Here is a 17137-nt window from a genome sequence, read left to right as displayed (position 1 = left end):
CCCCGCCCGCGCCCCCCCGCGCCCCCCCCCCCCCCCCCCCCCCCCCCCCCCCCCCCCCCCCCCACCCCCCGGGCGGGGGGCGCCCCGCTGCCGTTGTGGTAATAGCGACGAACGAAGCGGAATATGGCCGATGCGACGGGTGCCGGTGAACTCAGACGTCACGCCCGTCGAAGTTGAAGATCGGCAAGGTGGAGGTATCCAGATCAATGACGCAGTTGATGTTGATGTAGGCACTACGGTCACTGCCCGAGCGGACATCCTCGGCGAAGGGGTGGATTCCGCAGCTGCGGCAGAAGCGGTGTGCGATGGCATGGTTGCCGAATGTGTAGGTGCCGAGATCATCGCCCCAAGCAAGAATGGTCAGGCTCTCATGCGGGATGGCACACAACAGGGCGCCCTTGCGCGAGCAGATCGAACAATTGCACCGTACGGCGCCGGTCAGTTCGGCCTCGAATTCGAAGGCGACCCTGCCGCAATGGCAGCTGCCTTTGTAGAACATCGGCTTCTCCTTGCGTCCGGCAGGGGTGCAAAACCGCCTGCGTCGGGTTAAGTCTCGGCAAAGCATGCCGCTACCCTTAAGACGTTCAATACGTCCGGAGTCCTACACCGAAAATGCAATCAATCCGCGACCATCTGGAAATTGTCCTGGCGCGCCTCGCCGCCCGCGCCGGCGAGGAACGCGTGTTCACGAAGCTCTATACGGAGGCCGCGCGGGCAGCGGCTGACGCCAGTGATGCCCGCAAGCGAGCCGGCGTCACGCTCGGGCCGCTCGACGGCACCATTGTCTCGATCAAGGATCTGTTCGATGTCTCCGGCGAACCGACCACGGCCGGCTCGCTGATGCTCAGGGACACCGCGCCCGCCCAGCGCGACGCTATCATCGTCGCCCGGTTGCGGCAGGCCGGGGCGGTGATCATCGGCAAGACCAACATGACCGAATTCGCCTTCACCGCGATTGGTGACAACCAGCACTATGGCACGCCTGGCAATGCCCTCGATGCCAGCCGCATTCCCGGCGGTTCCTCGTCGGGTGCCGGTGTTTCGGTCGGCGAGGGGACGAGCGAAATATCGATCGGTTCCGACACCGGCGGATCGGTGCGCATTCCGGCATCGCTCAACGGCGTTGTCGGTTTCAAACCGACGGCGCGGCGAGTGCCTCTCGGCGGTGCCTTTCCGTTATCGGCTACACTGGACTCGATCGGGCCGCTTGCCCGGACCGTCGCCCAATGCGCCGCTGCCGGCGCGGTGATGGCCGGCGAGGCGTCGGCGCCGCTGGTGCCGATACCGCTCGCTGGGCTTCGCATTGGCATCCCGCGCGGCGGTCTTTTCGAAGATACGGAAGGCGAGATTGCGGCCAGTTTCGAGCGCTGTCTCGGCAAGATCGAGCTGGCGGGCGCGCACATAGCGGACCTGTCGGTCGACGATATGATCGCGGACCTGCGCACGGCCACCAAGCGTGGTTCGATCGCCGCGATGGAAGGGGCTGAAGTGCATGCGGATTGGCTGGCGACGGGAGCGTCCGCGCCGGTCGACCCGCACGTGAGCGGGCCCCTGTCGCGGGCGGCAATGCTGCCGATCCCGGTCTACATCAGGGCAATGCGCCGTCGCGTAGCACTCTGTATGACCATGGACGAGCGGTTGGCGTCGGTCGATGTGCTGGCCCTGCCGACCACACCGGTGACGGCGCCGACCATCGTTTCGATGGCGGAAGACGCCGAGCTGCGCGACCGCGTCGAGGGCCTGCTGCTGCGCAATACGCAGGTCGCCAACCAGTTCGACCTCTGCGCGATTTCGTTGCCGATGCCAGGCACGGGGCGACCGGCGGGGCTGATGCTGGTGGCGCGCAACGGCCATGACGGGCGCCTGCTGCGAATTGCTGCCGAAGTCGAAGCGCTGCTGGGCAGCCGATCGGCAATGCACTGAAATCCGCGATTAATGCGATGAACAGTGCTTGCGTTCGCTGTCCTTGGCGGTGCGCACGATGCGGGTCGCGACCAGCCAGGGCAGGTTGTAGCCCTTGCCGGTGATGGTCTGGGTGCGGTGCTCGATCGAGCCCCTGACAACGATCTTCCCGGCGTAAAGCACGTCGGACTGATCCGTTATCGCCTTGTCGGCCTGCGGCAATCGGCTGGCGTCGATCGACACGCCCTTGGCGATCTGGCCGGTGGCAAGGTCAAGCGCACTGTTCGACGGGCATGGCGCCTTGAAGCAGCGCAGTCCGTTGTCGCAATAGACATAGCTGCTCTCGGCCGCGGCGAATGCGGGCAGGGCGCAGATCGACGCGGCGGCAACGCCTAGAAATGCGAGGCGAAGAGCGAACATGGTTCTCAACGTCGCGAAGAATTGGGGCGAAACCGCGATGCGCTATGTATCGGCTGGAAACCGCCGCCGGTAGTGGTCGACCACTTCGGGGTTACGCAGATTGACCGGCAGTTTGTTGGCCAGCACCAGCAGGGTTTCACCCGCCGCGCCGACGCCCATGCGCATCATCGATTCCTCGGTGATCCCTGCCATATGCGGGGTGATGATGACATTGTCGAAGCCGAAATAGGGATGATTTGACGGCAGCGGCTGCGTTGAAAACACGTCGAGGGCGGCGCCGCCGATGCGGCGTTTCTGCAAGGCCTCGATCAGTGCGTCGTCGTCGACAACCGGTCCGCGCGACACGTTGACCAGCAGCGCATTGGGTTTCATGCGGGCAATGCGCTCGCGACTGATCAGGCCGCGCGTTTCCGGCGTCAGCGGGCAGCACAGGACGATGATGTCGCTTTGCTCGACCAGCGCATCGATCGAAAGGAAGCCGACCTTGTCCGGCGCCGGCTGCATGCTGCGCGTCGTTGCCACCACTTTCAGGTCGAAGCCATGCGCGGCGATATGGCCGACGGCCTGACCGACAGCGCCGAGGCCGACGATGCCGATGGTTTTGCCGGCAAGCTCACTGTTGGCGTTGGCGTGCTCGCGGCCGGCGAGCCAACCTTTCGTGCGCAAGTCGCGGTCGACGACGCGGAAATTGCGCAGCAATGCGAGCGCCGCGAACATCACGTGTTCGGCGACCGAGCGGGCGTTGACCGCAGGCACGTTGGCCACCAGCACGCCGGCCGCGAAAGCTGCTTCCATCGGGATCATGTCGAGCCCGGCGCCGTGACGGATCGCCGCCCTCAGCCTCCAAGCTCCTTCAAACAGCACCGGTGGCAGTGGTGCGCGCACGATGACGACGTCGGCGTCCTTCGCCTCCTTGGCGAGGGTGCCGGCGTCGAGCCCCGAAGCGATGACGAGTTGGCCGGCGCCCGCCAGCTTGGCCGAGGCGCGCGGGTGTAGCGGATGGGTCGACAGGATCTTTGGCACGGTCTGGGCCACGGTCAGGCCTTTTCGAGCGTCGGGCTCGTGGGCGCAACCGCATTGCCGCCCTCGATCAGGCCCTTCCAGTAGCTTTCCGCGCCTTGCAGGTGGGCGCTCATCAGCGCCTGGGCGAGATTGCCGTCGCGGCGCAGCAGCGCCTCGTAGATCTGCACGTGCTCGGCATGTGAACGCACGCTCCGCTCCGGATCGTTGAAATAGATCGGAAGGCGCTGCTCACCCATCAGATAGTAGACGCTACAAATGTTGTGGAAGACGCTATTCTTGGTGGCGCGCACGATCTCGAGATGAAACTCGCGGTCCTCCTTGGCGAGACCTTCGCCTGCGGCGATGCGCGCTTCGGACGCTTTCAGGATCTCGCGCAGCCGTTCGAAATTCTCCTCGGTGGCGCGTGAGCAGGCGAGCTCCGCGGCCTTGATTTCGTGGATCTTGCGCAATTCGACCGTCTCGTAGATCTGCAACGGGTCAAGCGGCAGGCCGGCGCGTGCGAACAGTGCGAGCGCCTCGACGCTGGCCTGCTTTGTGTCGACATAGATTCCGGACTTGGCTCGCCGCTCGACGATGCGCATGGCTTCGAGAATGGCCAGCGCCTCGCGGATCTGACCGCGGCTGACGCCGAAACGCTCCGCCAGTTCACGTTCCGACGGCGTGCGGCCCGTCTCCTTGTCAGAGTGGGAGAACAGGTAGGCGGCGAGTTCCGCGAGAAGATTTTTTTCTTTCATCGTCAATCGCGTTGCGCGTGCGCCTCCAGGAACCGCTCCGAAATGGTGAATCCCAGACCCGGCTTTTCGGGGATCGCTATCATACCGTCCGCTGCTTCGACAGTCTCCTCGATCAGATCGTGGATCATCGGATTGGCACCGAGCGAATATTCGACGGTGAAGCTCGATGGCGAGGCGGCACAGACATGCAGCCCGGCGAAGAAGCAAGGTGCGCCGGCCCATAGATGCGGCGCGAAGCGCAAATTGAAAGCGCTGGCGATGGTGCCGATCTTCATCGCCTCGCTGATGCCGCCGCAGAAGGCGGGATCGGGCTGGAAGATGTCGGCTGCCTTGAGCACGGCGAGGTCGCGGAAGGCATAGCGGGTCGCCTCGCTTTCGCCGGTCGCGATAGGAACGGCGCCGGAGGCGCGCACTTCCGCGAGGCCAGACTTGTCGTCGGCGATCACAGGCTCCTCGAACCACGCGAGATCGAGGTCGTTGACGAGATGGATAAAGCGTTTGGCCTCCGCAACCGTATACGTGCCGTGGGCATCGACCATCAGCTCGACATCGGGGCCGAGCGCCTGGCGCGCGGCGCGCACGCGGGCGGCCGAAACATGGGCGGCGCCATCCATGGCGCCGACCCGCATCTTCAGCGCCTTGAAGCCGCCCTTGGCGATGTAGGATTGCAATTGCTCGCCAATGGCGTCGGCGGACGCCCAGCCGCCGGAGGCATAGGCCTGCATGCGGTCGAGCTTACGGCCGCCCAGCAGCCGCCAGACCGGCACGTCAAGCGATTTGCCCAAAATGTCCCAGAGTGCGATGTCGACAGCGCTGATGGCGGCGATGCTCATGCCGCGCCGCGCCAACTGCGGCATGGCGTGGCCGGCATGCGCCGCACTGTCATGGCGCACGCCGTTATAGAGCATCTCCCAGATGACGCCGATGTCGGCCGGGTCACGGCCGATCAGCTGCGGCCCGACCTCGTGGTTCAGCATATGGACAAGGGCGCCATAGCTGCCGGCGCTGCCGGCGGCGTTCTTGCCTTCGCCCCAGCCGATCAGCCCGTCATCCGTCTCGATGCGCAGGATGGCGGCGTCAAAAGTCGTCACCTGACCGAAGTCGCTGCGGTGTTGCCGAGCGGCTTCGATCGGGATGCGGACCCACCAGGCTTGGACGGTCTTGATACGCATGGTCTTCCCCAGCTCTGCCGCCGGTCAGGGCGGAAGGGCAAATTTCCCAACAGGCAGTCGACTACTTGATCAGCGGCAGCAGCGTCTCGGCGGTGATGCGCATCTGGTCCGTGTAGAATTTTTCGGTCAGCACGCTGGAGCCGTGATCCTGAATAAATTTCAGTTGCTCAGGCGAGATGTCGACCGGGTGACGTTCGACCATGTCTGGATAGGGTGCGGCCGGCGTGCGGTCGACCGGGGCGACGAACTCATTGGTCAACGCGCCGTCATAGCCGACTTCCCGCAAGGTCGCGACGATCTTCGGCCAGTCGATCTGGCCGAGGCCGGCGGCGAAGCGATTGTTGTCGGCGACATGGAAGTCGAACAGGCGCTTGCCGACCTGGCGGATGGCGTCATGGACGTTAAACTCCTCCATGTGGATGTGGTAGGCGTCGAGGCAGACGCCGCATTCAGGGCTGACCGCGTCGGCCAGCGCCAGCGCCTGGGCGCCGCGATTGAACAGATAGGTCTCGAAGCGGTTGAGCGGTTCGACGGCAATCCTGACGCCGACCTTCTTGGCGTGGGTGAAGCACTCACGGGTCGCGTCGACAACCCACTTCCACTCCTCTTCCTCGGTGCCGTCCGGCACCACCTTGCCGACCGTCGCCGGGACCAATGTTATGATCTCGCCGTCCAGTTCGCTGACCATAGTCAGCACGTCCCTGACATATTGCACGGAGCGCTCACGCTGGCCCTGGTCCTTGGCGGCGAGGTTGCGTTCGCCCAGCATCAGGGTCACCGATCCCCAGCAGCGGATGCCATGCTCTTTCAACAGAGCCCGCGTTTCCGTGGTCTTGTACTGCTCGGGCTCGCCGGAAATCTCGATCGACTCATAGCCGAGTTTCTTGATGCGCTTGAGCGTCGTCTCCAACGGCTCCGCTCGCATCCAGTTGTGCGTCGAAAGATGCATGGCCTGTCCTTCCCAAATTCGTCCGTATGGTTCGCCTGCGACGTGCATCGCCAAAAGGGCGACGCAAGGCTCCTCCCCAAGGCATCCCCAGCCTTTTTCCCGTGAACTGGTTCGACCAATTGGGCCTGAAGTGAGGTCTACAGCAAATTGCCGTGGGCGGCAAGAAGCACGGGAACGTAACTTTCTGCGTGTATTATTTCTTTGATTACATTGGGATAAATTCGCTTCCAGCGCGAGTGCGTACGGCACTGGCGGACCGTGATGTGGCTTGACCAAATCTCCGCATTTGGTAATACCAGAATGGTGGCGCACGCAAAGCGCGCAATGTAGAAAGACCAAAGTGGCTGGCCCTGTTTCCAATCGGCGCTATGCTTGGTCGCGGGAAGAATGAGGAAGGATGCCGATGCCGACGACAATGAAGGGCCCTGGACTGTTCCTGGCGCAGTTCGCGGGCGATGCCTCGCCGTTCAATTCGCTGGGCTCGATCACAAAATGGGCGGCTGGCCTCGGCTACAAGGGCGTGCAGATCCCGACCTGGGACGCGCGCTTGTTCGACCTCAAGAAAGCGGCGTCTTCCAATGCCTATTGTGACGAGGTGAAGGGCATCTGCGCCGACGCCGGCGTCGAGATCACCGAGCTATCGACGCACCTGCAGGGGCAATTGGTGGCGGTACATCCGGCCTATGACGCTCAGTTCGACGGCTTTGCCCCGGCCTCGGTGCACAACAACCCCAAGGCGCGGCAACAGTGGGCGGTCGAACAGATGCAGTTCGCGGCCAAGGCGTCGCGCAACCTCGGGCTGAACGCTTCGGTGAGCTTCAGTGGCGCGCTGGCCTTCCCATACCTCTACCCCTGGCCACAGCGGCCGGCCGGATTGATCGAAGAGGCGTTCGCCGAACTCGGCAAGCGCTGGAAGCCCATCCTCGATGTCTATGAGGACAATGGAGTCGACGTCGGCTACGAGATCCATCCCGGCGAGGATGTGTTCGACGGTGCGACGTTCGAGATGTTCCTCGACGCAGTCGGCGGCCACAAGCGCTGCAACATCAATTACGATCCGTCGCACTTCCTGCTGCAGCAACTCGACTATCTCGAATTCATCGACATCTATCACGAGCGCATCAAGGCGTTCCACGTCAAGGACGCCGAGTTCAACCCGACCGGGCGGCAAGGCGTCTATTCCGGCTATCAGAGCTGGACCAACCGCGCCGGCCGCTTCCGCTCGCTCGGCGACGGGCAAGTGGATTTCGGCGGCATTTTTTCCAAGCTGACGCAATACAATTATGATTCCTGGGCGGTGCTGGAATGGGAGTGCTGCCTGAAGCACCCGGAAGACGGCGCGGCCGAAGGGGCACCCTTCATCCAGCACCACATCATCCGGGTGACGGAGAAGGCTTTCGACGATTTTGCCGGCGGCACCACCGACAAGAAGCTGCTGCGTGCCATGATGGGAATTTAACACGACTTTCCCTCCCCCTTGAGGGGAGGGTGGCCCGAAGGGCCGGGTGGGGTCGGTTCATGCCGAGCTCTGCCTCAACGACCCCACCCGATCCGCTATGCGGATCGACCTCCCCCCAAGGGAGAGGTCAAGTAACAGCGAGGGAGACAGAACAATGGTCGGCGCATCGAAGTCGGAAGCGGGAGGCGGCCCGATCCGCTACGGCATGGTCGGCGGCGGCCAGGGCGCCTTCATCGGCGCGGTGCACCGGATCGCGGCGCGCATGGACAATGATTTCGTGCTAGTCGCCGGTGCCCTGTCGTCCGATCCGGCGCGCGCCAAGGCCTCTGCCGCCGAGCTCGGGCTCGACCCTTCGCGCAGCTACGCGTCCTATGCCGAGATGGCCAAGGCCGAGGCCAAGCGCCCGGACGGCATCGAGGCGGTGGCCATCGTCACTCCCAATAATGTGCACGTGCCGGCGGCCAAGGCCTTCCTCGAGGCTGGCATCCACGTCATTTGCGACAAGCCGCTGGCGACCACGCTGGCCGAGGCGAAGAAGCTCGCGGCAGTGGTCGAGAAGACCGGCAAGGTGTTCGTGCTCACCCACAACTACACCGCATATCCGATGGTGCGGCAGGCGCGCGAGATGGTGGCCAAGGGGGTGCTTGGCGATATTCGCATCGTGCAGTCCGAATACCCGCAAGACTGGTTGACCGAAGACCTTGCCGCGACCGGCCAGAAGCAGGCGTCATGGCGTTCCGATCCCAAGCAGGCAGGTGCCGGCGGCGCGCTCGGCGACATCGGCACACATGCCTATAATCTGGCGCGTTTCGTTTGCGGGCTGGAACTCGATTCCCTGTCAGCCGATCTCGACGCCTTCGTGCCGGGCCGGCAGCTCGACGACAATGTCAATGTCATGCTGCGCTTCAAACCGGCCGGCAAGACGCACCCCGCCAAGGGCATGATCTGGGCGAGCCAGGTTGCGCCCGGCCATGAGAACGGGCTGAAGCTGCGCATCTACGGCTCGAAGGGCGGGCTGGAATGGGTGCAGGCTGATCCGAACTATCTCTGGTACACGCCGTTCGGCCAGCCGAAGCAGTTGATCACCCGCAACGGCGCCGGCGCGCTGCCGGTGGCGGGCCGTGTCAGCCGCGTACCGTCAGGACATCCCGAGGGCTATCTCGAAGGCTTTGCCAACATCTACCAGGAAGCCGCACGGGCGATCCGTGCGGCGCGCAAGAAGGGCGGCAAGCCGGCAAAGGATGTCGTCTTCCCGACGATCGCCGACGGCGTCGAGGGCATGGCATTCATCGAAGCCTGCGTGAAGTCATCGAAGAAGAATGGGGCTTGGACGAAGCTGTAGCGGGTCTGGCCAGCGGGGAATTCCCCCTCACCCGGATTGCCAGCCGCATTGCGAAGGGCAATTCGGGGTAATCCGACCTCTCCCCGAGAGGAGGAGGTGGCGCCGACGCTAAGTCTCTTCTCCCCTCGGGAGATGGTGGACGCGAAGCCGCCGGATGAGGGGGCATGGCGCGAAGCTGGCGGAACAGCCAGTGCGCCGTCAAAGAAAGGGGAGGGGCGTCGATGAAAATCGGCATGTGCATGTTCTTATGGACGACGGCGGTATCGAAGAAACACGAGCCGTTGCTGCGCGACATCAAGGCAACCGGTTTCGATGGCGTCGAGATACCGATCTTCGCCGGCACGCCCGACGACTATAGAAAACTCGGCGAACTGCTCGACCGCATCGGGCTGGAGCGAACCGCTGTGTCAGCCATGGGCGATCCGGCGATGAACCTGATCTCGGCCGATGGCGCGACGCGCAAGGCCGGCATCGAGTACATGAAATGGGCGATCGATTGCTCAGCTTCACTCGGCGCGAGAACGCTCAGCGGGCCGCTACATTCGACGCTCGGCGCCTTTTCCGGCACTGGGCCGACGGCCGCCGAGAAGAAGCGCTCGGTCGCCTCGCAGCGCGCCATCGGCGACCATGCCGGCAAGAGGAACATCACCATCGGGCTCGAGGCGCTGAACCGCTTCGAATGCTATCTCCTCAACACCATGGCCGACCTGTCGGAGCATATCGATGCCATCGACCGGCCGCACATCAAGGCGATGTACGACACCTTCCACGCCAATATCGAGGAGGCCGACCCGATCGGCGCCTATACGAAGCATCGGAGGAATATCGTGCATGTCCATATATCGGAGAATGATCGCGGCGTGCCGGGGCGCGGCAACATCCCGTGGAAAGAGACATTCTCGGCCATCCGCAAGAGCGGCTATGACGACTGGCTGACGATCGAGGCGTTTGGACGTTCGCTGAAGGATTTGGCGGCGGCGACCAAGGTGTGGCGCGATTTTTCCGAAAGCCCGGAAGCGGTTTATCGGGAGGGATATAAGCATATCAAGGATGGGTGGAGGAAGGCCGCTTAGGTGCCTTGGTCCGGCGATGACGCAAAGAAGACCCGCGTCGGCGACCCTTGGCGCAAGGCGAGACGATGATTGCGCCTGGTCCATTTTCCATTTGCGTTCGCGGCAGTTGCCAAGTGGTTCCCCCACTCCGTCTCGGCTTCGCCGAGCCACCTCTCCCCCCTCCGGAGGGAGAGGAAAGGGAGCCCAGTGGCTCGGGAGAGGAGGAAGCCTCGGCGTAGGAGGACAGGCATCGGCTAGGACGGCCTGGCCTTTCCTCTACCCCGTCGATCGGGGGAGAGGTGTCGAGCGCAACTCGACGGAGTGGGGGTCGACGATCCTTGGCGAGGCACTTTACGATGCCCGGGCTTATGCGTCACAAGGTCAACCCTGCTCAGCCTGCAACCTGTTGTAGTCATGAATCGTCTGGCTCAGCCGGCGGCGCAGGAAATTGGATATTTTATCGAAGGTGATGACGACGGCCAGCGTCAAGAGCACCATGTAAAAGACGTTGGCCCAGTTGGAATTGGTGCGCATCGCTTCCCACAGTTTCAGGCCAATGCCGCCGGCGCCGACGGCGCCGATAATGGTCGCGCCTCGAGTGTTGGATTCCCACTGATAGAGCGTCTGGCTGATGAACACCGGCACCACTTCCGGCAATACGCCGTAGCGCTGCACCAGAAGGCCGTTGGCGCCTGTCGACACAACACCCTCGCGCGGCTTATCGTCGATATTCTCCAGCGCCTCGGAATAGGTTTTGCCGAGTGTGCCGATCTCGGTGAAGAAGATCGCGGCACTGCCCGCCAATGGTCCCGGCCCGAAGGCCCGCGTGAAGAACAGCGCCCAGATCAGCATGTCGATGGAGCGCATGAAGTCGAAAAAGCGCTTGAGCAGCTGGTTGACCAGCCGGTTGGGCGTGATGTTGCGGGCTGCGAAGAAGGCGAGCGGGAAGGCGACGATGCCGCCGAGCGCAGTGCCGAGAAAGGCCATGACGATGGTCTGCAACAGCTTTGTCCAGACATCGCCATGCTGCCACTGGGCGTTGTTCCAGATGTTGTCGCCAGCCAGCGCCAGATTGGAGGTGCCCGGCTTCAGCTCCGGCCCCGATGTGATCAGCGACATCACTTCGCCGGCCGACTTGCCGAAGAAGGGCGAACGCGTATCGAAGACGAAATTCGCCCAGCCGAGAAAGCGCTTGCGTATCCTGACGCGGTCGGCGGCGACGCGGACCTCGCCGGCAAAGCCCATGTCGGCGACGACCTCATCCTCATGCACGGTGACCCAGTTGGGAACAGGTCCCGAGACCAGCGGCTTGCCGCTGCCCAGCGCCACCGGCACGCTCGTGCCAGCGGCGATGATCGTCGCTCGTGTCTTGTCGAAGGTGACCGACTTCGCCATGCCGTCGATCAGGACCGTCACCGAACCGTCGGCATTGGTCTTGACCCAGTCCGGGTCGGGATTGGGGCCGAGTACCGAAAAGCGGGGGTATTTGGCCGCTATCTCGGGCTCGTCGAGGCGGAAGATTGGCTGCACATCGTAACTGACCCACTGGGTCAGGAACAGCGGTAGCCGCTCCCAGTGCGATTCCCGCATCACCTGCGGCAGATTGAAAAACCAGAGCGCGTAGAGGAGGTAGACAAGGGTGCCACCGAGCAACAGCAGTGGCCCGAAACGCTTGTAGAACGGACGGTGGAACACTTGCGGGAAGCGCTCTTCGATCGACTGGATTTGATCGGCGGTCATGGTAGCCATTGGTGGCTTTCTCGGTTTGCCCTGTTCTTGTCCGAAAACTGGATTCCATTTTTCGAGATCATGGCCTAGGCGCTCATCACGAATGCCTGCTCGCCGACCAGCTTGCGGCGCAGCCATGCGGAGAACTGGTCGACGACGAAGATCGTCGTGAACAGGAGCAGCACCAGCGCTATCGTCTTGGCGCCGAAACCGCGCGAGATCGAGAGCTTCAGCTCCTCCCCGATGCCGCCGCCGCCGACCGCGCCCATGATCGTGGAAATGCGGACGTTTATCTCAACGCGCAGCAGCGTGTAGGACATGAAATTGGGCAGCACTTGCGGCAGGCCGGCGAAGCGAACCCGCTCGAACCAGTTGGCGCCGACCGCCCGCAGGCCTTCCTCTGCGCGCATGTCGATATTCTCGTTGATCTCGTAGAACAGCTTGCCCAGCGCGCCGATCGAATGCAGGCCGATGGCGATGATGGCAGCGATCGGGCCGATCGAGACAATTGCCGCGAACAGGCCGGCAATGACGATCTCGGGGAAGGCGCGCAGCAACTCCATGAAGCGCTTGACGACGAGCCGCAGCACCGGGTGCGGTGTCAGATTGCGCGCCGCGATGAAGGAAAAGGGCACGGCGAAGACGAAGCCAATGAAGGTCGAGACCAGCGCCACGTTGACCGTGGTCAGCATCAGCTCGAAATATTCGGGGATATAGAAACCGCCCCACACATAGACGCGGCCGAGCGGGAAGTTAAATTCCTGGGTGCCGGTGTCATGCGGCGAGACGACATCGAACATCGCCCGCCAGACATCGTTCCAGTCCTTGGGAACAAGCCAGCTCAGGAAATCCAGTATGTGCGGCAGCCGGTCGAAGAAATGCCCGGCATTGGCTTCGTCGGCGAACCACATGGTGCCGCAGAGCGCGACGAGCAGCAGGCCGACGCCGATGGCGGTGTAAAGCCGGCGCAAGGACGTCTGGCGACGCCAGGCGTCAGCCATCGAGTGGTGGGTGGCGTCGGAAGGGGCGGGAACGGAAAGGGTCATGATCGGACATGCAGAAAGGGCGGCGTTTTCTCGACGCCGCCCTTGCTGATTTTGCCGTTAGCCGCCGATGGCTGCCTTACGGGCTTCAACGATAACGTTGTAGAAGTCGGCCTTCACGGGGACATAGCCGGTAAAGTCACCACCTTCGACGCCTTCGAAGCAGGCCTTGTCCTTCTTGGGCAGGTCGGTGAAGAAGTTGGCAAGCTTGGCGGTCATGTCGTCGCCGAGCGCGGTGCGCACGACCAGCGGGCCGTTCGGGATCAGGCCCGAGCGCCAGACCTCGACGAAGTCGTTGGGGTCGACGGCGCCCTTGGCGACTTCCTTGTGGAAGGTGCCGGACGTGTAGCCATCCTTGAAGTCGCCGATGCCCGAGGAATCATCCACCGCCACGTCGACCTTGCCGTCACGCACGGCGAGCACATTGTTCTCGTGGCCGCCATTGAACTGGGTCGAAGCGAAGAAGGTCTCGTTCGAAGCGCCGGTGTCCTTCGGGATCTGGGTCAGCGGGATCAGATAGCCCGAAGTCGAATCCGGATCGGCGTAGCCGAGCTTCTTGCCCTTGGCCGACTTGATATCGGTGATGCCGGAGGACTTCAACGCCAGGCCGACAGAATAGTAGCCGGTTGCGCCGTCGGTCTGCTGGGTGGTGAGGATCGGAGTAACCGCCTTCGGGTCCTTGAGAACGACGCTGGCGTAGCCGGAAGCGCCGAGTTCGGCGAAATCGAGCGTACCGCCGAGCAGGCCCTGAATGACGCCGTCATAGTCTGCGGCCGGGAACAGTGAAACCTTCTCGAAGCCAAATTCGGCCTTCAGGTGATCGGCGAGGCACTGGTAGTTGCGCAGCCGGTCGGTCTCGTTCTCGCCGCCGAGAATACCGACGCGGAATTCCTTCATATCGGCGGCGTGGGCCATGCTGGTCGCCATGGCGAGCACCGAAGCGGCGCTGAAAACCATCTTCCTGAACATTTGATATTTCTCCTGTAGGTTCCGGCCCCGCGCCGGCAGCGTTCTGGTCTTGACAGGTGCCCTTGACGCGGGCGGACGATCCAGTGCGGCTCAGTATCCCGGGAATGCGGGTTCGAGCGGTCCGGCGGATGCTGCAATCTTTTGCTTTAGGGCAACGCTGGTGGAGGTGATGGCCTCCGATATCTCGCCGCCGTTGCTGTCGGCGCCATAGACGAGGCGAACCGCCTCGCGGTTAAGCTCCTCCGGCGGACCGTCGAAGACGACCTTGCCGGCAGCCATGCCGATAATGCGGTTGCAATAGGTACGGGCGGTGTCCAACGTGTGGAGGTTGGTGACCACGGTGATGCCTTCGCGCAGGTTGATGTCCTGCAGCGAATCCATCACCACCTTGGCGTTGAGCGGGTCGAGCGAAGCGATCGGCTCGTCGGCGAGGATAACCCGGGGCTGCTGCATCATGGCGCGGGCAATGGCGACGCGCTGTTGCTGGCCGCCCGACAGAGTGCCTGCGGGTTGAAGCGCCGTGGGGGCGATGTCCAACCGCTCGAGTGCTGCGACCGCCTCGGCGCACTCGGCGCGGGAGAACATGCCGAACAGGTTGGTGACGGTCGAACGATGGTTCAGCTTGCCGAGCAGCACATTGGTCAATACGTCGAGGCGCGGCACCAGGTTGAATTGCTGGAAAATCATGGCGCAGTCGCGCTGCCAGCGCCTGAGCGGCGAACCGCGCAATTGCGAGACCTCGGCGCCGTCAAAAAAAATCGACCCATGGCTGGGATCGATGAGACGGTTGATCATGCGCAAAAGGGTCGACTTGCCGGCGCCCGAACGGCCGATGACGCTGACCATCTGACCTCGCGGGATCGAGATGCTGACATCGCTGACGGCGGTGTTCTTGCCAAATCGTCGGGTGACGCCGCGGATTTCGAGCGTGGCAGAGGTTGCTGGCATGGGCAGGTTCCAGTGCGGCCATGTTGATCGTCAGGCTCTCGCCTAACCCAGCCACATGAACCTGCCGTGTCGCGGTGATGTCAGTTTTGTTACGCTCCACAGGCAAGGGGTTTACGGCCGCTCAGGACCAGTAGTTCCTCGAAGTGTTCCATGTCCCTGAAGCTACAGAAGGCCGGAGGCCTGATTTCGATCACCGGTGCCTGTCGCGCGAAAAGCGCGAGGCAGTCATCGAACAAGGCCTGCCATGCTGCCGCCCTGTCGTCCGCAAGACGCTGGATCTGATAGGCGAAGGTGACGTGGAAAGCATAGCTGTCATGGTCGGGGTGCCGGTATCCAAACGGCACCGACAAGGCATCGCGCCATTCACGCATGATGCGCGCATCGTTGTCTGTCGCGCCGGCAACGGCAAGGCCGGTCGGCGTGACCTCGACCACCTTGATCTGGAATGCGCCAATATCCTGAAAACCCTTCAGCCGTTCCAGGTAGAGGCGAGTCATCGCGTCGATGCTGGTGTCGAGCGGCACGTCCTGCGGCCAGTAGGGCAGCCGGCGGCGATATTCGATGACGCCCTGGAACAATGTCATATGCAGGCTGGAGACAGGCGTGAAAGCCAGCCGGTCGGCATCGGGCATCGCCAGCATCCGCTCGCGCACGGCAAGCACCACGGCCTCGGATGGCGAACCGCTGACAAGGCGGCTGACGACCGTATTGCCGGGCTCGATCAGGAAATTGCCTGATGTGTCGTAGCGGGTGCCGAGGTGAACCGGAGTGGTTGGATTGGCGCCGGCGAAGAATCCGGCGAGCGAGGGTTTGATGGAAGCAGGCATTGCGATCTCCAGGGAAAGGCCGCGTCCTGCCTTGCCGATGTGTCAGCCCTATGAAATGCGCCTGTCCATGACGATGATGTGATGGCCTATCTGATTTTGTTCGGACGGAAAACCGGTTCCAACGTCTCCTGAAATTGCTCTATCCGCCGTATTTTTCCAGAAAAGCCTCAGCCTCAAGCTGGCGGAAATCGTCGAGCGCGGCGCGTAGCCTTGCATGGTTCCAGTCCCACCAAGCGAGCGCTTGGTAGCGCTCGGCGGTGCGGCGGTCGAAGCGCTCGCGGATCGGCTTTGCCGGAACGCCTGCGACGATGGTGTAGGGCGCGACATCCTTTGAGACAACCGCGCCGGCGCCGACCGCCGCGCCATCGCCGACGGTGACGCCGGGCAGAATGGTCGAGCCATGACCGAGCCAGGTATCGTGGCCAATGGTGACGCGCCGGGCGCGGCGCTGGGCGAAGAACTCGCTCTCGTGCTCGGCGTCGTCCCAATAGTCGGAAGCGCGATAGGTGAAATGATGCAGCGTCGGCCGCCAGGTCGGGTGATTGGTGGCGTTGATGCGCACGCTTGCCGCGATGTTGGAAAACTTGCCGATCGTCGCACACCAGACGGCGCAATCCTGCATCAGGTAGGAATAATCGCCGAGTTCGCTTTCCGAAACCCGGCTGCGGTCGGCGATCTCGGTCCAGCGTCCGAGCGTCGAGCTATGTACCTCCGCCGTGGGATGGACCAGCGGCGTCTCCGATAATTTCCTGGTCATGCGGCGAGTTTTCCCGGCGCGAATGCGGTGACGTCGATGATGCGGTCGGCAACAGCCTCGCGCACGTCGTGGTCGTGGAAGATACCGAGCAGGGCGACACCAGCCGCTTTCTTGGCGGCAATGAGTTCGATCACCACGTCGCGGTTCCTGGCATCGAGCGAGGCGGTCGGTTCGTCGAGCAGCAGGATCGGGTGCTCGGTGATGAAGCCGCGCGCGATGTTGACGCGCTGCTGCTCGCCGCCGGAAAACGTCGCCGGCGGCAGTGCCCAGAGTTTCTCCGGCAGATTGAGCTGCGCCAGCAAGGCGCGTGCTTTTTCTCGTGCAATCTCGCGGTCTTCGCCGCGCTCGACCAGTGGTTCGGCGACGACATCCAGCGCCGAGACGCGCGGCACGGTGCGCAGGAACTGGCTGACATAACCGATGGTCTGGCGGCGAATGGCAAGCACGGTGCGCGGGCTGGCGGTGGCGAGATCGACCAGCCCGTCATCGTGGGTGACGATGATCTGGCCTTCGTCGACGGCGTAGTTGCCGTACAGCATCTTCAGGATCGAACTCTTGCCGGCACCGGACGGGCCGCCAAGCACGGTGCATTCGCCAGCCCTGATCGAAAACGAGACACCAGCGACGACAGGCAATTTGATGCCGTCGCGCAGATGCATGGTGAAGCTCTTGGCGACATCGGAGACAACAAGGGGCGTGGCCATTAGAAGGTCCTCCAAGGGTCGTTCGCTGGCGGGACAGCGCCCCCCTCTGCCTTGCCAGGCATCTCCCCCTCAAGGGGGGAGATTGGCTGTCGCATGCGGTTTCGCCAA

At 63.2% G+C, this 17137-nt stretch carries 17 protein-coding genes; 4 read left to right on the top strand and 13 right to left on the bottom strand.

Annotation, left to right across the window (positions count from 1 at the left end):
* Window positions 1–151: 151 nt before the first annotated feature.
* The gene (locus tag NKJ26_RS25340; protein WP_352697914.1) at window positions 152–499 is read right to left on the bottom strand and encodes a GFA family protein; all 348 of its coding nucleotides are present in this window, start codon (window positions 497–499) and stop codon (window positions 152–154) included.
* Between the two features lie 113 nt (window positions 500–612).
* Here NKJ26_RS25340 and NKJ26_RS25335 point away from each other — a divergent pair, with 113 nt between their 5' ends.
* Window positions 613–1923, top strand: a complete 1311-nt coding sequence (locus NKJ26_RS25335) for an amidase (protein WP_352697912.1) — start codon at window positions 613–615, stop codon at window positions 1921–1923.
* Between the two features lie 9 nt (window positions 1924–1932).
* On the opposite strand, the gene NKJ26_RS25330 is transcribed toward NKJ26_RS25335, so the two are convergent.
* The 5 genes from NKJ26_RS25330 to NKJ26_RS25310 form a co-directional block, all read right to left on the bottom strand.
* Window positions 1933–2322, bottom strand: coding sequence for a hypothetical protein (locus tag NKJ26_RS25330; protein WP_352697910.1), 390 nt, complete (start codon window positions 2320–2322; stop codon window positions 1933–1935).
* A 42-nt stretch (window positions 2323–2364) separates the two neighbouring features.
* Complete coding sequence (locus NKJ26_RS25325; RefSeq protein ID WP_352697918.1) at window positions 2365–3345, bottom strand: hydroxyacid dehydrogenase; 981 nt, start codon at window positions 3343–3345, stop codon at window positions 2365–2367.
* A 14-nt stretch (window positions 3346–3359) separates the two neighbouring features.
* Window positions 3360–4079 (bottom strand): FadR/GntR family transcriptional regulator, encoded by a 720-nt coding sequence (locus tag NKJ26_RS25320; protein WP_027023591.1) that lies wholly within the window; start codon window positions 4077–4079, stop codon window positions 3360–3362.
* Window positions 4080–4081: 2 nt separating this feature from the next.
* The gene (locus NKJ26_RS25315; protein ID WP_352697908.1) at window positions 4082–5251 is read right to left on the bottom strand and encodes a mandelate racemase/muconate lactonizing enzyme family protein; all 1170 of its coding nucleotides are present in this window, start codon (window positions 5249–5251) and stop codon (window positions 4082–4084) included.
* A gap of 61 nt (window positions 5252–5312) precedes the next feature.
* Window positions 5313–6200 carry a sugar phosphate isomerase/epimerase family protein gene (locus tag NKJ26_RS25310; RefSeq protein WP_352604250.1) on the bottom strand — a complete coding sequence of 296 codons (888 nt, stop codon included), beginning with the start codon at window positions 6198–6200 and terminating at the stop codon, window positions 5313–5315.
* Window positions 6201–6603: 403 nt separating this feature from the next.
* Here NKJ26_RS25310 and NKJ26_RS25305 point away from each other — a divergent pair, with 403 nt between their 5' ends.
* From NKJ26_RS25305 to NKJ26_RS25295, 3 genes are all read left to right on the top strand, one after another.
* Window positions 6604–7659, top strand: coding sequence for a sugar phosphate isomerase/epimerase family protein (locus tag NKJ26_RS25305; protein ID WP_352697906.1), 1056 nt, complete (start codon window positions 6604–6606; stop codon window positions 7657–7659).
* Window positions 7660–7813: 154 nt separating this feature from the next.
* Window positions 7814–9001 carry a Gfo/Idh/MocA family protein gene (locus tag NKJ26_RS25300; protein ID WP_352604246.1) on the top strand — a complete coding sequence of 396 codons (1188 nt, stop codon included), beginning with the start codon at window positions 7814–7816 and terminating at the stop codon, window positions 8999–9001.
* A 221-nt stretch (window positions 9002–9222) separates the two neighbouring features.
* Window positions 9223–10074 carry a sugar phosphate isomerase/epimerase family protein gene (locus tag NKJ26_RS25295; RefSeq protein ID WP_352697904.1) on the top strand — a complete coding sequence of 284 codons (852 nt, stop codon included), beginning with the start codon at window positions 9223–9225 and terminating at the stop codon, window positions 10072–10074.
* 360 nt (window positions 10075–10434) lie between these two features.
* Here the strand turns inward: NKJ26_RS25295 and phnE (NKJ26_RS25290) are convergent, their stop codons facing one another.
* The 7 genes from phnE (NKJ26_RS25290) to phnL form a co-directional block, all read right to left on the bottom strand.
* A complete protein-coding gene (gene phnE / locus NKJ26_RS25290; protein ID WP_352697902.1) occupies window positions 10435–11802 on the bottom strand; it encodes a phosphonate ABC transporter, permease protein PhnE in 1368 nt (455 codons plus the stop codon).
* A 65-nt stretch (window positions 11803–11867) separates the two neighbouring features.
* Window positions 11868–12782 (bottom strand): phosphonate ABC transporter, permease protein PhnE, encoded by a 915-nt coding sequence (gene phnE / locus NKJ26_RS25285; protein ID WP_502903196.1) that lies wholly within the window; start codon window positions 12780–12782, stop codon window positions 11868–11870.
* 102 nt (window positions 12783–12884) lie between these two features.
* Window positions 12885–13793 carry a phosphonate ABC transporter substrate-binding protein gene (gene phnD, locus NKJ26_RS25280; protein ID WP_352697898.1) on the bottom strand — a complete coding sequence of 303 codons (909 nt, stop codon included), beginning with the start codon at window positions 13791–13793 and terminating at the stop codon, window positions 12885–12887.
* Window positions 13794–13883: 90 nt separating this feature from the next.
* A complete protein-coding gene (gene phnC, locus NKJ26_RS25275) occupies window positions 13884–14741 on the bottom strand; it encodes a phosphonate ABC transporter ATP-binding protein (RefSeq protein ID WP_352697896.1) in 858 nt (285 codons plus the stop codon).
* A gap of 89 nt (window positions 14742–14830) precedes the next feature.
* A complete protein-coding gene (locus NKJ26_RS25270) occupies window positions 14831–15568 on the bottom strand; it encodes a DUF1868 domain-containing protein (protein ID WP_352697894.1) in 738 nt (245 codons plus the stop codon).
* 139 nt (window positions 15569–15707) lie between these two features.
* A complete protein-coding gene (locus tag NKJ26_RS25265; RefSeq protein WP_352697892.1) occupies window positions 15708–16325 on the bottom strand; it encodes a DapH/DapD/GlmU-related protein in 618 nt (205 codons plus the stop codon).
* On the bottom strand, window positions 16322–17029 hold the full coding sequence (gene phnL / locus NKJ26_RS25260; protein ID WP_352697890.1) for a phosphonate C-P lyase system protein PhnL: 708 nt from the start codon (window positions 17027–17029) through the stop codon (window positions 16322–16324). The genes NKJ26_RS25265 and phnL overlap by 4 nt, the downstream gene beginning before the upstream one ends.
* Between the last annotated feature and the right edge of the window lie 108 nt (window positions 17030–17137).

Origin of the sequence: Mesorhizobium sp. M0152 (genome assembly GCF_040322415.1) — a bacterium.
GTDB lineage: Bacteria > Pseudomonadota > Alphaproteobacteria > Rhizobiales > Rhizobiaceae > Mesorhizobium.
This window is presented reverse-complemented; position numbering and strand designations above follow the sequence as displayed.

Bases quoted from the DNA above. Each gene is read 5' to 3' on its own strand.
- NKJ26_RS25305 (WP_352697906.1), top strand. From the start codon at position 6,604: ATGCCGACGACAATGAAGGGCCCTGGACTGTTCCTGGCGCAGTTCGCG.
- NKJ26_RS25270 (WP_352697894.1), bottom strand. From the start codon at position 15,568: ATGCCTGCTTCCATCAAACCCTCGCTCGCCGGATTCTTCGCCGGCGCC.
- NKJ26_RS25335 (WP_352697912.1), top strand. From the start codon at position 613: ATGCAATCAATCCGCGACCATCTGGAAATTGTCCTGGCGCGCCTCGCC.
- NKJ26_RS25295 (WP_352697904.1), top strand. From the start codon at position 9,223: ATGAAAATCGGCATGTGCATGTTCTTATGGACGACGGCGGTATCGAAG.
- NKJ26_RS25300 (WP_352604246.1), top strand. From the start codon at position 7,814: ATGGTCGGCGCATCGAAGTCGGAAGCGGGAGGCGGCCCGATCCGCTAC.
- NKJ26_RS25310 (WP_352604250.1), bottom strand. From the start codon at position 6,200: ATGCATCTTTCGACGCACAACTGGATGCGAGCGGAGCCGTTGGAGACG.
- phnL (WP_352697890.1), bottom strand. From the start codon at position 17,029: ATGGCCACGCCCCTTGTTGTCTCCGATGTCGCCAAGAGCTTCACCATG.
- NKJ26_RS25340 (WP_352697914.1), bottom strand. From the start codon at position 499: ATGTTCTACAAAGGCAGCTGCCATTGCGGCAGGGTCGCCTTCGAATTC.
- phnE (WP_352697902.1), bottom strand. From the start codon at position 11,802: ATGGCTACCATGACCGCCGATCAAATCCAGTCGATCGAAGAGCGCTTC.
- NKJ26_RS25315 (WP_352697908.1), bottom strand. From the start codon at position 5,251: ATGCGTATCAAGACCGTCCAAGCCTGGTGGGTCCGCATCCCGATCGAA.
- NKJ26_RS25265 (WP_352697892.1), bottom strand. From the start codon at position 16,325: ATGACCAGGAAATTATCGGAGACGCCGCTGGTCCATCCCACGGCGGAG.
- phnC (WP_352697896.1), bottom strand. From the start codon at position 14,741: ATGCCAGCAACCTCTGCCACGCTCGAAATCCGCGGCGTCACCCGACGA.
- phnD (WP_352697898.1), bottom strand. From the start codon at position 13,793: ATGTTCAGGAAGATGGTTTTCAGCGCCGCTTCGGTGCTCGCCATGGCG.
- phnE (WP_502903196.1), bottom strand. From the start codon at position 12,782: ATGGCTGACGCCTGGCGTCGCCAGACGTCCTTGCGCCGGCTTTACACC.
- NKJ26_RS25320 (WP_027023591.1), bottom strand. From the start codon at position 4,079: ATGAAAGAAAAAAATCTTCTCGCGGAACTCGCCGCCTACCTGTTCTCC.
- NKJ26_RS25330 (WP_352697910.1), bottom strand. From the start codon at position 2,322: ATGTTCGCTCTTCGCCTCGCATTTCTAGGCGTTGCCGCCGCGTCGATC.